Annotated in this window: 14 protein-coding genes; 1 reads left to right on the top strand and 13 read right to left on the bottom strand. The window is 53.1% G+C overall.

Translation table 11 applies throughout. From position 1 onward, the window contains the following. The first annotated feature begins 203 nt into the window (after positions 1 to 203). On the top strand, positions 204 to 899 hold the full coding sequence (locus CYQ09_RS08540) for a helix-turn-helix transcriptional regulator (RefSeq protein WP_162617610.1): 696 nt from the start codon (positions 204 to 206) through the stop codon (positions 897 to 899). Here the strand turns inward: CYQ09_RS08540 and CYQ09_RS18545 are convergent. From CYQ09_RS18545 to CYQ09_RS08475, 13 genes are all read right to left on the bottom strand, one after another. Beyond that, positions 896 to 2533, bottom strand: a complete 1638-nt coding sequence (locus CYQ09_RS18545; RefSeq protein WP_106744977.1) for a S8 family peptidase — start codon at positions 2531 to 2533, stop codon at positions 896 to 898. The genes CYQ09_RS08540 and CYQ09_RS18545 overlap by 4 nt on opposite strands. Positions 2534 to 2542: 9 nt before the next feature. Further along, positions 2543 to 2812 carry a hypothetical protein gene (locus tag CYQ09_RS08530; protein ID WP_162617609.1) on the bottom strand — a complete coding sequence of 90 codons (270 nt, stop codon included), beginning with the start codon at positions 2810 to 2812 and terminating at the stop codon, positions 2543 to 2545. Between the two features lie 59 nt (positions 2813 to 2871). After that, positions 2872 to 3288 carry a hypothetical protein gene (locus tag CYQ09_RS08525; protein WP_162617608.1) on the bottom strand — a complete coding sequence of 139 codons (417 nt, stop codon included), beginning with the start codon at positions 3286 to 3288 and terminating at the stop codon, positions 2872 to 2874. A gap of 396 nt (positions 3289 to 3684) precedes the next feature. Next, entirely contained in the window at positions 3685 to 4689 is a 1005-nt protein-coding gene (locus tag CYQ09_RS08520; RefSeq protein WP_106744974.1) for an oligopeptide/dipeptide ABC transporter ATP-binding protein, read from the bottom strand. After that, complete coding sequence (locus CYQ09_RS08515) at positions 4689 to 5657, bottom strand: oligopeptide/dipeptide ABC transporter ATP-binding protein (RefSeq protein WP_275425360.1); 969 nt, start codon at positions 5655 to 5657, stop codon at positions 4689 to 4691. Before CYQ09_RS08515 ends, CYQ09_RS08520 begins: the two co-directional genes overlap by 1 nt. Position 5658: 1 nt before the next feature. Beyond that, on the bottom strand, positions 5659 to 6585 hold the full coding sequence (locus CYQ09_RS08510) for an ABC transporter permease subunit (RefSeq protein ID WP_106358826.1): 927 nt from the start codon (positions 6583 to 6585) through the stop codon (positions 5659 to 5661). Between the two features lie 10 nt (positions 6586 to 6595). Further along, the gene (gene oppB, locus CYQ09_RS08505) at positions 6596 to 7519 is read right to left on the bottom strand and encodes an oligopeptide ABC transporter permease OppB (protein ID WP_106744972.1); all 924 of its coding nucleotides are present in this window, start codon (positions 7517 to 7519) and stop codon (positions 6596 to 6598) included. A gap of 83 nt (positions 7520 to 7602) precedes the next feature. After that, positions 7603 to 9234, bottom strand: coding sequence for a peptide ABC transporter substrate-binding protein (locus tag CYQ09_RS08500; protein ID WP_106744971.1), 1632 nt, complete (start codon positions 9232 to 9234; stop codon positions 7603 to 7605). A 285-nt stretch (positions 9235 to 9519) separates the two neighbouring features. After that, on the bottom strand, positions 9520 to 10542 hold the full coding sequence (locus CYQ09_RS08495) for a siderophore-interacting protein (protein ID WP_106744970.1): 1023 nt from the start codon (positions 10540 to 10542) through the stop codon (positions 9520 to 9522). Then, positions 10539 to 11309, bottom strand: a complete 771-nt coding sequence (locus tag CYQ09_RS08490; RefSeq protein ID WP_106744969.1) for an ABC transporter ATP-binding protein — start codon at positions 11307 to 11309, stop codon at positions 10539 to 10541. The genes CYQ09_RS08495 and CYQ09_RS08490 overlap by 4 nt, the downstream gene beginning before the upstream one ends. Then, a complete protein-coding gene (locus CYQ09_RS08485) occupies positions 11306 to 12283 on the bottom strand; it encodes a FecCD family ABC transporter permease (RefSeq protein WP_106744968.1) in 978 nt (325 codons plus the stop codon). Before CYQ09_RS08485 ends, CYQ09_RS08490 begins: the two co-directional genes overlap by 4 nt. Continuing rightward, positions 12280 to 13263: a FecCD family ABC transporter permease gene (locus CYQ09_RS08480; protein ID WP_106744967.1), complete on the bottom strand. Its 984-nt coding sequence runs from the start codon at positions 13261 to 13263 to the stop codon at positions 12280 to 12282. Before CYQ09_RS08480 ends, CYQ09_RS08485 begins: the two co-directional genes overlap by 4 nt. Next, on the bottom strand, positions 13263 to 14279 hold the full coding sequence (locus CYQ09_RS08475; RefSeq protein ID WP_106744966.1) for an iron-siderophore ABC transporter substrate-binding protein: 1017 nt from the start codon (positions 14277 to 14279) through the stop codon (positions 13263 to 13265). Before CYQ09_RS08475 ends, CYQ09_RS08480 begins: the two co-directional genes overlap by 1 nt. Between the last annotated feature and the right edge of the window lie 37 nt (positions 14280 to 14316).

The following is a 14316-nucleotide window of genomic DNA, read 5'->3' as shown; positions in this document are numbered from 1 at the left end:
CAGAATCACTGTGAAATAGGCGGCGTTAGTGAAACGTTATATTATTTATAGGCATCGCGTTAAATTACCGCAGCTTGCGTTAGTGAACGATTTTAGACTCTCATTTTGAAAATCGAATAGTACGGCTTTCCATACCTGCGTTATGCGCGGCGTTAATGTGGCGGTCACGTTTTTCTAACAGGGCTTTCGATAGGAACTTTCTTATGATTTTGGGGGAGCCTGCCATGTTTAATACTGCAATTATTTCTAAAAGTTCTTTTTTCAACCAAGCTTTAATGACCGAGTTAAATCGCTCTGAATTTGCGTTCGTTGCACAAGCGACATCCATACGAGATTTGATTACGCAGGCAAATATCCGACGACCAGACATAGATATCGCGGTGCTAGAGGTCACAAAACCCGACGAGGCCTTTATTCAAGAGCTGGCCGCATATCATCGAAAACAGCATGCGTTTAGGTCGCTGCTGATCGTACCGTCATATAACGCACAGTTGCTGACGCGATTGTTCGAAATTGGCTGCGCGGGATGCTTGTCGTCGGCCGTGCCGGTCAATGCGATATCTCATTATCTAAAATTGGTTGCTGACGGTCAGCGTATACTACCTGATGGCGCGGCCGACCTGTTGCAAACTTTGGTAAAAGAAGCTGAATTTTCAGTAAATGGCGCAGCGCTTCAGACGAAACTAACCACGCGAGAGGGGCGTATTTTGGGGCACTTGCTGAAAGGTGAACAGAATAAACAAATTGCGATGCGCCTGCAGGTTCCTGTTACGACGATTAAAGGCGACTTAAAATCAATTATGCGCAAGACGGGCGCACGCAATAGAACTGCTCTGGCCATCGCAGCGGTTAAAACTGGATGGCCAGAGCATTTTGAACACGGTCAAATGCTAAGTTAAGTCGTTTCTTTTATCGTCTTTGCTGCTTCCAATGCCTTTCTGATAAGGTCAGCGATGACATCTATGCCGTCGTCTGAGGGGGGGGCGCTAATATTGTCTGCAGTCAGCGTGGGCATTCCGTGACCTTGCAATTCAGGCGGTAAGCCAAGCGATTGACAACTGCCAAGAACGGCTTGGAACAGGGTCTTTGACCGTGCACCATTGCGTGGCATTCCATGAATATCTGGTCGCTGAGCAAGCAGAACTGCCGCGATGCCGGCGACATGTGGTGACGCCATCGAGGTCCCGTCATAGCTGCCAAAGCCAGGTCCCGGTAGCGTGGATACAATCGCGACGCCCGGACCGCAGACATCGATCTCTGGCCCGCGACATGTGAAACGCGCGGCGAAACAGGACCCGTCACTTGTCACATGGTCCGTTACATGGCGGCTATGAAAACTGTCCTCGGGGAAGGTCCCAAATTTACCGATTGCAGACACAGCCATCACCTCGGGGTAGGCTGCGGGATACATGACAGCCCCGCCGCTGTTACCCGCAGCTGCGACCAACAATATGCCAGCTTCTCTGGCGGCTTGCATGCGTTGTTGTAGTAGGTCACTTTGATTTGCCCCGCCCAACGACATGTTCACCACATCGACCTTTAGCGCGATCGCTTCGTCAATCGCGGCAATAAGCTTTGAAAAGCTTGCGCCAGGAAAAACACGTAAGGCGAAAACATCGACGCGGTCAGCGACACCGCGCATTCCGATCCCGTTGTTCAGTGCGCTAATGGTTCCAGCGACATGTGTACCATGACCACTATCATCCGTTTTCCAGTCTTCTTCGGGGTTCCCTTCGGCGGCAAAGCCTCGACCGCCTGCAGCGACTACGTCAGGGTGGCCATCGGCAAAACCGCTGTCTATCACCGCAACGCGAATGCGATCTGACGCAGGCATTTGGACGTTCCCAATTGCATCGTTACCCCAAAGATTTACCTGTGGCGCATCCAAGCTGGCCGGTAGGCTGGTGACGGTTACCGTGTTTTCTTTTGCCGCAAACGCGGGCTGTTGGATGATCCGGCTCCAATGATCCAGTGCTGGCTTGATCCGCAGCTCTGTCAAACTGTCGAGCGTTTCACCAAATAGTTTAAGCGCAACCCGACCTTGGGCATTCGTCATTTGTTGATCTGACCAGACTTCTCCGGCTAAATCGACACGGGCGCTTCCAACTGGTGCGCCATTTTCGTCGACAACCTTCAATGTAATCTTAAGCTCGTTGCTACTGTTTGCTGCCGTAATTGGCAGCTGACTCATCTCGAACGTGGCTTCCGTAGTTTGCATGAAAAGCTGATGATCCGGTTCAACAAGCAATGCACCTTTATATTTGCTTTTCAGCTTATCGGCGTCTTCTTCGGTCAGTTCTGCGGTTAATGTATGGATGTCATTCGTATCGGGGTGGCGCATGACTGTAAAAGCGGGGGCCGTCGTGTCCGTGTCGTCGTCTGCCATAGCAGCAAATGCTGCGGCATCTCCGGCAAGCTCAACACTCAGCTTTTCAAGATCCACTTCGTCAACGTTCGCCGGAGTGATAGAGGGTTTGCCCAAAATGTATTTTTGCGTTTGAGCTTTGTCCTTTTTGGATCCAACTTCTGGCATGGCTACCTCCTATTTTAACTGTTGATTAATTTGGGCGAGATCGGTCGCGATGCTTTCCAGCCGCCGGGCGAGGTCTTGGACCTGAACGCGCAGGTCTTCGGGTTCCTCTGGCTGCGTTGATGAAAGCGCTTCGGCCGTGTCAAAACTGGCTTCGAGCTGATTAATCAGCAATTCGATTGATGCTTCTGTTGATAGGTCATCAGTCGAAGTATCAGATGAAAATTCACTGAAAAATGCGTCAATTTCTTGCAGGTCGTCTTTAATCAAGGTGCGGGTCATGGTCTTCTCCTGAAAGATATGCGCGGGCCCAAATAGAGCGCCGCGCGGTAGTTCGGAATTTACTTGGTGCATGCCTTGATGCAGCGATATGCGTCGTAAGCGGCGCGGATCGCGGATGCGTATTTTTTTGCCTTGAAATAACGCACTGCTTTCAAAACTTTGGGAACGCATTTGGAGCATTTCCCATAGCGGCGAACGAGACGGACAATCGTCGCGATCAGCTTGCGGGCTTTGTTATAAAGGTATTTTCCAATGAACTGTTGGTCGAATTCATTGTCAGCCAGTTCGCCGATCGACGCCGTTTCAAAACCAAGTTCGCTAATGCCTGCAGCATCAAGTTCCGCATCAAGTTCAGCAAATGCTTCGGACAGCTCACTGTCCATTTCTTCAAGCCCAAACTCCGCAAATTCGGCATCCATTTCAGCGAATTCTGCGGCCATTTCGTTCAATTCCATTTGAGAATAAGTACCAGACATTTCTGTCTCCTTTGACTGTTTGAAATTAAGTGCGCCAAACGCTTGGCCCTTAGTTTTTCGAACGATCAAAGGAGAGAGACTCACTCTCTTTAGAGAAATATTTGACGCGGATGAGAGTGGGCTAATCACCGTCGACCAAAGAGAATCACTTTTGGCCCGACGCTTGCGGATTGTGCTAACCTGTCAGAGTATGGCCAAATCGAAGTGAAACGAAGTCACAAGAGCGGTCCTAAACCGGGACAATCCTCATCAAAGAGGCGGGCTTTTGTGTGGCGTGATGCGGGCATCAGCCACTTTCATTTTTGAACGGCGCAGTAAGCCATCGCGCCTTAGAATAGAGTTTTGAGCAAAAATTGGTGCCTTTGCTCATCCTGCAAAAGCAAGATGGGCAAAGTTTTATGCCGTGGCTAGCACATCCCGAGGGGCGTGATAGGGACATGCAACATGGTGGGTTTGGCCTATGTCCAACATCACTGGGCGGTTTTGGGCGCAGCTGGTCACTGCTTTTGGGCAACGTGTACGGAATACGCAGCCAGATGGTGGTGAAAGTGGGGAAGGGAGTTCGCCTTGCAGGATCGGCCGACTACGTGCTTTTTCAAGAACAGGGTCGGGGATCGGAACGGATGAAATCAGGGCTTGGGTGTAGGGATGCTCGGGTTCGGTGGTCAATGCGTGTGCATCGGCGTGTTCCATCGTGCGCCCAAGATACAGTACCATGATCCGGTCGCTGATGTGTTTTACAACGCTAAGGTCGTGCGCGATAAAGATGAGCGAAAGACCAAAGTCGCGCTGAAGCCCCATAAGCAAGTTGACAACCTGTGCTTGCACCGAAACGTCCAGCGCCGACACGGGTTCGTCGCAGATCAATAGCTTGGGTTTGAGGATGAGCGCGCGTGCGATGCCGATCCGCTGGCATTGGCCACCGGAAAATTCGTGCGGGTAGCGGTTGATGAGGTTGGGGAGCAGACCCACACGTTCCATAAGTTCTGCAACACGTTTTTTGACCTCGGCACGTGGCGTGTTTGGTTCGTGGGTTATCAACGGTTCGGCGATGATTTCGCCTACGGTCATGCGGGGGTTCAGCGCCGCTAGCGGATCTTGAAAGATCATCTGCACATCGCGGCGGTGAACGCGGCGTTCGGCGGGGGACATGTTCGCAAGGTCGCCACCTTCGAACATGATCTGGCCACCTGAAGACGGAACGGTTCCGACAATCGCGCGGGCGAGGGTCGATTTGCCTGATCCAGATTCCCCAACGACGCCCAGACATTCGCCAGCCGCTAGGTCAAAGCTGACTTCATTCACCGCATGCAATTTGTCAGCGGGCGTCCAAGGCCATGCACCAGGGCGGCGGATATCGAAGGTGACAGATAGGTCTTTTACTGAAAGGATCGTGGACATTACGCGACCTCCGCAATTGGTTTGTGGCATGCGCGGCGCTGGCCTGCCTCTAGTGTTTCGAGGGGAGGGCGCTGGGTGGCGCATCTGTCCATCGCGACGGCGCAACGTGGTGAAAATGGGCAGCCCGCTGGTAGGCGTGACATGTCGGGCGGTTCGCCCGCGATTGTCGCAAGTTCTACTTCGTCGCGGTCAAGTCGCGGTACGGCTTGGAGCAGTCCCAAGGTGTATGGGTGGGTCGGTTTGGTAAAGACAGTTTCAGTTTGCCCTTCTTCCATGACTTGGCCGCCATACAGCACGAGCGTGCGGTCACAGAAGCCAGCAACGACCCCAAGGTCATGTGTGATCAGAATGATTGCCGTTCCAAATTCACGACGAATATCGCCAAGCAGTTGCATGATTTGCGCCTGAACTGTCACGTCTAGCGCTGTCGTTGGCTCGTCTGCGATCAGCAGACGTGGCCGACACAAAAGCGACATGGCGATCATGATACGTTGCCGCATCCCGCCCGAAAATTCATGCGGATAGTTGGTGATCCGGTTGCGAGCGTCAGGAATACGCACCGCGTCCAACATCTTGACCGATTCAGTGATCGCGTCCCGCTTAGACATGCCTTTGTGCAGCGTAAGGACTTCGGCCATCTGTTCGCTGATCCGCAGGTATGGGTTCAGCGATGTCATCGGGTCTTGGAAGATCATCCCGATTTGCTGACTACGCACTTTGTTCAGCGCCTTGGTGGACATGCCCAGCAGGTTCTGCCCGTCAAAGTTGACCGCCCCCGTTGCCCGCCCGTTTTTGGCCAATAGGCCCATTGTGGCAAATGCGGTTTGGCTTTTGCCAGACCCGGATTCACCGACCACCGCAAGCGTTTCACCCTCGTTCAGGCTTAGGTTGAGGCCGTTCACCGCGTTCACCTCACCCTCGGGGGTGATGAATGAAACCTTTAGGTCTTGGATGTTCAACAGGCTCATATCAGCGGTCCTTTGGGTCGAGAGCATCGCGCAGACCATCACCGACAAAGAAGAAGGCAAAGATCGTTAGGACGAAGAAAAACAGTGGGAAAAGAAGCTGCCACAGCGTGCCATATTGCATGGTGCCTGCACCTTCGCTGATCAGCGCGCCAAGGCTGGTGTTGGGTTCTTGTACGCCAAGGCCAAGGAAACTGATGAAACTTTCAAAGATGATCATATTCGGAACAAGTAGCGTCGCGTAGACGACGACGATGCCCAGCAGGTTTGGAATGATATGCCGCAAGATGATCCGCAGCGGATGAACCCCAGTGGCCACGGCAACTTCGACGAATTCTTTGTTTTTGATGGTCAGTGTCTGACCACGGGCGATCCGCGCCATATCAAGCCATGAGATAAGCCCAATACCGATGAACAGCATCAGAATTGACCGGCCAAAGATCACAAGCATCAAGATGAGAACAAACATGAATGGGATCGACATCAGTACATCGACGATGCGCATCATGATGCCGTCAACGCGACCGCCAAAGTAACCGGCCGTCGCCCCATAAAGCGTACCGACAAGAACAGCGACCATCGCGCCCACGATGCCAACCATCAGCGAAATGCCAGTGCCTTGCACCGTCCGCGCAAATAGGTCACGACCGCTATTGTCGGTGCCAAAGTAGTGGCCGGTTTCAAACGAAGGAACGCCCAAATGCGCGTTGCGTCCCATGAGCGAAAAATCGACAAAGTCTCGCTCCCATTGGGCAAAGAACCCACCAAATAGCGCAAAGGCCGCGACGAGGATCAAAACGATAAGTGATACCACAGCTGCCTTGTTGCGCATGAACCGTGCACGGGCCGATGCCCAGAGCGACCGGCCCTGTACTTCGGCCAAAGCAGCGGCGTTTTCGATATCTTCGACAGTTGTCCGATTGGGAAACATCTGGGACCCCTTAGTAGCGGATCTTGGGGTCAATCCACGCGTAGAGGATATCAACCACAAGGTTAAAGAGAATGGTCAGCGCGCCCACCAGAATGGTGATCCCCATCATGACCGAATAGTCGCGGCTAAAGGCCGAGTTCACAAAGAATGTGCCAATGCCACCTGTTGAGAAGAACGCATCGATCACGACGGAACCGGTGATCATGCCAACAAATGCTGGCCCCAAATAGGACAGCAGCGGTAAGATCGCGGGCTTCATTGCGTGGCGTAGGATGACCCGGCGCATCGGAATACCCTTGGCTTGTGCGGTTCTGATAAAGTTAGTGTTCAGCACCTCAAGCATCGACGATCGCATAATCCGGGCGATCGACGCCATATATGACGTGGATAGGGCAATCACGGGCATGATCAAATATGGCCATTCGCCACCGTTCCAACCACCGCCGGGCAACCAGCCAAGCCATAGGGTAAAGACCAGCAGAAGGATCGGGGCCATCACGAAGTTGGGTAGAACCTGCGCGCCAACGCTGAAGCCAACGGCCAGATAATCCAGCCAGCTGTTCTGTTTAATCGCTGCGGCAGTTCCTAGCGTCACACCGACAACTGTTGCCAACACAAACGACCAGAACCCATAAGTTAACGTCACGGGAAAACCTTGGGCGATGATGTCATTGACGGAACGGTCCTTGAATTTGAACGACGGCCCAAAATCGAAATGTGCGACAACCCCCCAGATATAATCAGTGATCCGTTTCCAGAACGGTTGGTCCAATCCATATTTGGCTTGGATATTAGCAAGAACTTCGGGCGGTAGTGGGCGTTCAGAGTTGAACGGACCGCCGGGTGCTGCGTACATCAGCACAAAAGACAGGACCACAAGGATCAATAGGGTTGGCACCGCCACCATGAGGCGGCGAACGACAAAGCTGAACATGTTGAATTTTCCAAGCGAAAAGCAGTGAGTGTCGCGCCCCTTATATCACAAAGGGGCGCGATCAACTGGGCAGTCGACTAAGTTTAGTCTGCTACGATGTAAAGGTCGCGCGCATACCAGTTCTGCTGAAAGTTATTATACGGCCAGCCTTTGACGTTGTGACGCAGCATTTTGTCAGCCGCATAGTGGTAGATTGGGATGATTGGGACATCCTGTGCAATCAGCTGCTCTGCAGCTGTATACTGCACCTGAGGGTTATCTGATGTTTTGGCCTCTGCCATCAGGGCGTCATACTCAGCGTTAACGTATTTCGCGTCATTGTAGCCTGATTCAGACTGCATGAGGTCAAGGAATGTTGATGCTTCGTTATAGTCGGCACACCAAGCGCCACGTGCGATCTGGTAGTCTTGGTTGCCACGTGTTTCCAAGAACACCTGCCACTCTTCATTGCCAAGCGTTGTTTCGACACCCAGTGTCTGCTTCCACATTTGGCTAACCGCGACAGCGATAGATTCATGGGCTGACGAACTGTTGTAGATCAATTCCAATGACAGTGGATTGTCGCTGCCATACCCGGCGGCTTCCATCAGCTCGGCCGCTTTTTCGTTGCGTTCGGCTTGGGTCATCGAAACCATTGGTGTTTCAGGCGTTTCAAAACCAGCGGTTGCCCAGTGGGTAAACGTATAAGCGGGCTTTTGACCACCGGCGAGAACGTTGTGCACGATGATGTCACGGTCAACCGCCAACGACAGTGCTTCACGGACATTAACATCCAAGAGCGCTGGGTTGGTCGTGTCGGTCAAGTTGATAGTGTAGTAATAAGAACATGCATTTGGCACTGACATCACGTCTTCTGGGTACTCTGCTTGTAGGGCCGGGAATTGACCCGCAGGAATATCTGTCCGGTCAAGTTCACCCGCAAGATACCGTGTTAGCGCAGTGTCTTCATCGTTGATGACCAGTGATGTGACTTTTTCGATGATGGTATTTTCATTGTCCCAATACATTGGGTTACGTTCACGCACCAATTTTTCCTGGGGAACGTGCTCGGTCAGAACATATGCACCGTTGGACACCATGTTGCCCGGTTTAGTCCATTCAGCGCCCAGTTCTTCGACAACTTTTTCAGGTACGGGGAAGGTTGTGTAATGGGTCAGCATCTGCGGGAAATAGGGCAGGGGCTGGGTGATTTTCACGACAACAGTATGATCGTCTGGGGCTGAGATACCGAGAGCATCTGTTGGCATTTCGCCTGCGATGACCTCGGATACGTTTTCAACCGCCATCAGTTCTAGAAACCATGAATATGGTGACGCCAATTCCGGGGATGCCGCGCGGCGCCACGCATATACAAAGTCGCTTGCAAGTACGGGATCACCATTGGACCACTTTGCATCACGCAGGGTGAATGTGTATGTCAGCAGATCGTCAGAGACTTCATAGCTTTGCGCCACGCCGGGAACGATATTGCCGTCAGCATCTTGGTTCATCAGGCCTTCGAACAAATCACGCACGATATCGCCGCCGGCGCTGTCTTCGACAACGCCCGGATCAATCGATGGGCTTTCATCCAAATCGCGGTAGGTAAATGTCTGATCCGCAGCAAGTATTTCGCCCGTTACGGGGTGTGTTGCATGTGCTTCTGCAAAAGCGGCGCTGCCTACGACTGTAAATACAGCAGCAGTGGTCGCCATCAATGTTGATTTAAATGTCATGGATTTTCCCTGTTTGCCGCCCGTTGGCCGGACGGGGTTTCGTTGTCCCGTACGCTTTGCGCGTCGATCCTTAATCCTTTGACCAATGAGTCAAAATGGCAAGTAACTTTTCAGCTACCCTGACGGAAACTTATGCAAATAGGTAATTTTTAGGCGTTTAGGTGTGCCTTGCGACCCTTGTGATCATTTCGAAGTTCAGAAAATAAAAATCAATCTATAGTTGTTTTTCGAAGCGTCGGCCACAGCGATTCGCAATACGCCCCCTGTAGTCATTCACGAGAACGGTTAATAAGCCCAATATCCGGAAAAGTAGCTTTCGGTTTTGGTCGCGCCTTTTTTCAGGAAGAAATCTTTTGCTTTACGTACGATTCCACGTTCTGCCGCGATCCAGACGAAGGTACCCGTGGGCAATTGGTCGATCTTGGATAGCTTCGACCATAATGTCGTTTTATCCTGACGTACGACCCATTCGATTTGAATGTTCGAAGAGGTGGCTATTGGTGATATATCTTGTGCATCGCCCACTTCGATGATGGCGCGGCCAGTGGTGTGCGTCGCGGCGTTGGCCAAGATGCGTCGAATTGCGGGCAGTGCGGTTTCATCGCCAGCGATCAGCAGTGCATCGCAAACCGGAAAATCACCGCCGCCGGGCCCCATGATTCCAACGACGTTGCCGGGCAGCGCGGATTGTGCCCAATTTGTTGTGCGCCCCCCCGCATGTTCAAAGATGTCAAAGCTAAAGCTGCTAGAAGCGCGGTCAAAATCAACAAAGGTATATCCGGCACGGTGAAGCGTGTCGTCGCCTGTCGGCCATACCGTGCGTTTTTTGTCGTTCAGCATAGGCCAAACGGCTGGCCTATTTTCAGGCGGTAACAGAAGGGAAAAATGCATGCCGCCCGATGAGAACGGGACAAGATTTTCACACTTGATGACGACGCGTAGAAAATTTGCAGATACGCGCTGCACCGAAAGCACAGAACCTAGCTGAAAGTTGGGAGGCGTAATGTTGACGTTTTCGTCACCCGTCCATTTCATATCTGCACTTGCCTGCGGCACAACATGATCGAGTAAATAAATCACGGCTTCGCGTGTTTGGTATAACTGGGTGTCGTCTGGCGCGACAATTGCAACGCTGAATCCTAGGGTATCAACCGAAAACGAAACCGAAGCATCGCCATACGTGACCTCCAACCGATCGGAATATTGGGTCATAGGTAGACCGTATTCCTCGATATGAGACTTGATATGGGGTAACAGATCATCGGAAACAGTGCCGTCAAAGCGGCTTGTTGATGTTGATTTGGTCATAGTGGGATTACCATTGGTGTGTTTGTAACGGGGTCCGGATCAACGCGCGCCTTAAGCCCGAATGCATCTGACAAATTCGCCGCGGTCAGGACCTGATCGGGTGTACCCGCGGCAACCAATCGCTGATGCCCCAACAAGACCAGCTGATCGGAATATCGTGCGGCAAGGTTCAGGTCATGAAGTACTGAAATAACCGTGAGCCCGGTTTCTTTGTTCCGTTTACGAAGGAGGCTCAACACCTCAATCTGGTGAACGAGATCCAGAAATGTGGTTGGTTCGTCTAACAGCAACAGCGGTGCGTTTTGCGCCAAAACCAATGCGATCCAAGCACGCTGGCGTTGCCCGCCTGACAGCTCATTGATTGGACGTTCTGCTAAGTCTTGCATTTGAACTGCTGCAAGCGCGTCATGACATGCCTTGGCATCTTCATCTCGCCAAGGGCTAAGAAAACCGCGCCAAGGCGTGCGCCCGCGTTTGACCAAATCAGCAACGCTGATGCCCTCTGGCGCGAGCGGTGCTTGGGGAAGGATCGCCATCTCGCGCGCGAGAGCACGTGTGTCGCGGGTGTTAATATCAACACTATCTAACACCACTTGTCCTGCGCTGGGCTTTTGTAATCGGGCCATTGCCTTAAGCAGGGTTGATTTACCGCACCCGTTCGGGCCCAAGATGGACACCATCTGGCCTTTTTCAAAGGTCAGGTTTAGGCCCTCGATCACGTTTTGATCATCATACCCAAGCGATAGATCAACGGTTGTCAGGCTCATAGCTCACCTCTTTTCATTTCTCGTGATAGACGCCAGAGCAGGTAAGGCGCGCCCAAAATTCCGGTCATCACACCCGCAGGCAGCTGAATGCCGGGTAGGGCTGCCCGTGCCGCAAGGTCCGCGAGCATGAGCACAAGCGCGCCTGCGCCTGCGCCTGACAGCATTTTGCTGGTAAGGCTTTGGGCACCTGTCATGCGAATTCCCATGGGGCCGGCCATTAATGCCACAAAGGGTACAGGACCCGCCACTGCCACACCTGTCGCAGCAAGCAAGACAGCCGTACCAGAAAGCAGCCAGCGGGCTGCCCCAACACGTAATCCCAGCCCCGCCGCAAGGTCAGGCCCTAATTCAAGCGCCGCAAGATTTCGCATTTGTCCAAGTGACACTGCTGTTAGCACGCCGCCGATGATCCAGACCTGTGTCGCATGGCTCCAGTCACGCGCGGCGAGCGATCCTGTTAACCAACGCTGCGCTTCTGCGGCTTCATTATGGGCAAGCAATGTAAGCAGAAAAGTCGATAGTGCAGAGCTGAAAAAACCGACGCCAAGTCCGACCAAAATCAAGGTCAGCGGGGCAGGGACGTGTCCCTTTTGATGAGTAATCAAACCAACGCATCCGGCGGCAACAAGACCGCCGATTGCGGCGACGAGCGGCATGGGCGCATTGATCCCGAATGCGACGGCAATAATAATGGCCAAGCCCGCCCCAGAGGTGAAACCCATGATGTCTGGTGCGGCAAGTGGATTTCTAAAGAGCGCTTGGAACAATGCCCCTGACAGCCCTAACACGGCACCTGCGCCAAATGCGGTAACGACACGCGGTCCCCGGATCGTATTGATCATCAGCGCGCCCGGTCCTGTGCCGGTTGTCATGCCTTCCCACAGGGTTGCTATAGATAACGACGACTGCCCAAAGATAAGCGAGGCGACAACGGTCCCGCATAGCAGGCATATCATAAAGACTGGGCCTCTCATGATTGAGCTCCGGGGCGTAAACGCCGTGCGACCCAAAGGAATACAGGACCGCCTAGTAAGGCCGTCATAATGCCAGCGCGAACTTCGGATGGTGCCATCACGACCCGGCCTAACACGTCAGCAAACAACAGGATTGTCGCCCCAAGGATGGCTGAGACGATCAGTTCCATCCGAAGCCAGTGACCGACAATCAGTCGTGCCAATGGCGGTACCATCAGACCAAGGAACGCAATTGGCCCGGCGACAGCGACAGCTGCGCCGGTGGTCAATGTCACAACAGCCAAAGCGCCCGCTTGTACCCTGCCGGGGCGTGTCCCTAACCCTCGTGAAAGTGCGGAACCTAAGGATAATGCCTCGATCTGCGGCGCGATCGCGAGCGCAGCAAGACCGCCGACGGATGCAACCATAGCCATTTCCATTAATGGACGTGTGGTTGCTTGGGTTAACGACCCGGCGACCCAAAAGCGAAACACCTCAAGCGAGTCTTGCCGCACGAGCACCAATGCCGTCACCAGCGACAGTAAAAGCGCATTCAGCGCGGCCCCAGCGAGTGTGAGCCGCACAGGGCCAACATCACCGCGAAGGCCACCACCAAGGGCGAAGACAATAATAGATGCAATCGCGGCACCCGGGAACGTGAGCAACGCGACCATTGCCTGATCAGACCGTCCCAATAGGGTAGTCCCCAACAGTAAAGCAAACGCAGCGCCTGAATTCACGCCTAAAATACCGGGATCAGCGAGCGGATTTCGCGTGATTGCCTGCATCACCGTTCCCGCAACGCCAAGTGCGGCCCCAGCAATCAGGCCTGCGAACAATCGCGGCATGCGAATGGCCGCAACCGTCACATGTGCGGGATCTGTTTGGTCGTAGTGGGTTAACGCCTCTAGAAATATGCGCGGGGGGATGCTGCGCGCACCAACAGCGAGCGCCAAGGCCACCGCGATAATCAGAAGAATAACGATCCCGGCAAAGCGCATTATTCTGTTAGACCTGCTTCTAATGCCGTCGGGACGACCGTTGACGGATCACCATCCAACGCGAGCTTCATTTGCGGTTCAAGTTGTTCGAGCGCATATGGCAACGATAGGACTGTACCAAATGAAACGGCACCAGCGAGCAGTTGATTGCAAAACACTTCGCGGCCTTCACGGTAGGCATTCAATGTACGCCGCATCGCAAGGTTTGCGATATCAGGTGCGCGATCTGTTGACGAAATCCACAGCAATAGATCAGCGTCAAGCGGAGAAAGATCCTCTGGCGACAATGTCGTATAGAAGCCGTCGATGATTGTTTGTTCGGTCAATTTTTCTGTTGGTCGGAAACCAAGGTCCGTAAAGAAACGGGCACGGGTATCTTCGCCCATGAAGGCACCAGTTTGGCCGCCATCATGCCAAGCTGCAACTGCGGTCTTGCCAGCCCAGTCCGGATTTCGGGCTTTAATACCTGCGAATTTATCATGCACATCAGTAATCAGTGTTTCTGCCAGATCAGACTTACCAACAGCCCGTGCTATCGTGCGCAGACCAACATCCCAAGGTGTTCCATAGGCCGAGTATTCGTCTGAATGCATAAGTACCGGCGCGATCTGTGAAAGCAGTGCGTATTCGGCTTCGGATATGCCTGACCCATTTGCGACAATTAAATCAGGGGCAAGGCCAGCAACTGTTTCGGCTGATACTTCGCCAGTCATAACCGTAGGTTCTGCATCGCCCAGATGCTCTTGCGCCCAAGGCCAGACGCCATAGGGATAGTCGCCATACCAATACCTGATTCCGACGGGTGCAATGCCCAAGGCCAAGATTGAATCGTGAGAGTTGTAGCCCAATGAAACCACGCGCTTTGCGGGGGCGGGCAGTGTAATTTCACCAAATGCGTGCTGAAACGTCAGGTCTGCACTTTGCGCAAGGGCAGGTGGGGCAGCCAAAACACTGGCTGTACCTGCTAGAAAACTGCGGCGGTTCAGTGTCGTTGAAATGAAACTGTTCTTGAGCATGTGCTATCCGTTCAATTGCAAAGATGGAAACCTCCGC

Source organism: Yoonia maritima, assembly GCF_002933395.1.
Lineage (GTDB): Bacteria > Pseudomonadota > Alphaproteobacteria > Rhodobacterales > Rhodobacteraceae > Yoonia > Yoonia maritima_A.
This window is presented reverse-complemented; position numbering and strand designations above follow the sequence as displayed.

What these genes read in the sequence shown, in the direction of transcription:
- CYQ09_RS08515 (WP_275425360.1), bottom strand. Translation starts at nt 5,657, where the DNA reads ATGAGCCTGTTGAACATCCAAGACCTAAAGGTTTCATTCATCACCCCC.
- CYQ09_RS18545 (WP_106744977.1), bottom strand. Translation starts at nt 2,533, where the DNA reads ATGCCAGAAGTTGGATCCAAAAAGGACAAAGCTCAAACGCAAAAATAC.
- CYQ09_RS08510 (WP_106358826.1), bottom strand. Translation starts at nt 6,585, where the DNA reads ATGTTTCCCAATCGGACAACTGTCGAAGATATCGAAAACGCCGCTGCT.
- CYQ09_RS08485 (WP_106744968.1), bottom strand. Translation starts at nt 12,283, where the DNA reads ATGAGAGGCCCAGTCTTTATGATATGCCTGCTATGCGGGACCGTTGTC.
- CYQ09_RS08530 (WP_162617609.1), bottom strand. Translation starts at nt 2,812, where the DNA reads ATGACCCGCACCTTGATTAAAGACGACCTGCAAGAAATTGACGCATTT.
- CYQ09_RS08480 (WP_106744967.1), bottom strand. Translation starts at nt 13,263, where the DNA reads ATGCGCTTTGCCGGGATCGTTATTCTTCTGATTATCGCGGTGGCCTTG.
- CYQ09_RS08475 (WP_106744966.1), bottom strand. Translation starts at nt 14,279, where the DNA reads ATGCTCAAGAACAGTTTCATTTCAACGACACTGAACCGCCGCAGTTTT.
- CYQ09_RS08495 (WP_106744970.1), bottom strand. Translation starts at nt 10,542, where the DNA reads ATGACCAAATCAACATCAACAAGCCGCTTTGACGGCACTGTTTCCGAT.
- CYQ09_RS08540 (WP_162617610.1), top strand. Translation starts at nt 204, where the DNA reads ATGATTTTGGGGGAGCCTGCCATGTTTAATACTGCAATTATTTCTAAA.
- CYQ09_RS08490 (WP_106744969.1), bottom strand. Translation starts at nt 11,309, where the DNA reads ATGAGCCTGACAACCGTTGATCTATCGCTTGGGTATGATGATCAAAAC.
- oppB (WP_106744972.1), bottom strand. Translation starts at nt 7,519, where the DNA reads ATGTTCAGCTTTGTCGTTCGCCGCCTCATGGTGGCGGTGCCAACCCTA.
- CYQ09_RS08520 (WP_106744974.1), bottom strand. Translation starts at nt 4,689, where the DNA reads ATGTCCACGATCCTTTCAGTAAAAGACCTATCTGTCACCTTCGATATC.
- CYQ09_RS08525 (WP_162617608.1), bottom strand. Translation starts at nt 3,288, where the DNA reads ATGTCTGGTACTTATTCTCAAATGGAATTGAACGAAATGGCCGCAGAA.
- CYQ09_RS08500 (WP_106744971.1), bottom strand. Translation starts at nt 9,234, where the DNA reads ATGACATTTAAATCAACATTGATGGCGACCACTGCTGCTGTATTTACA.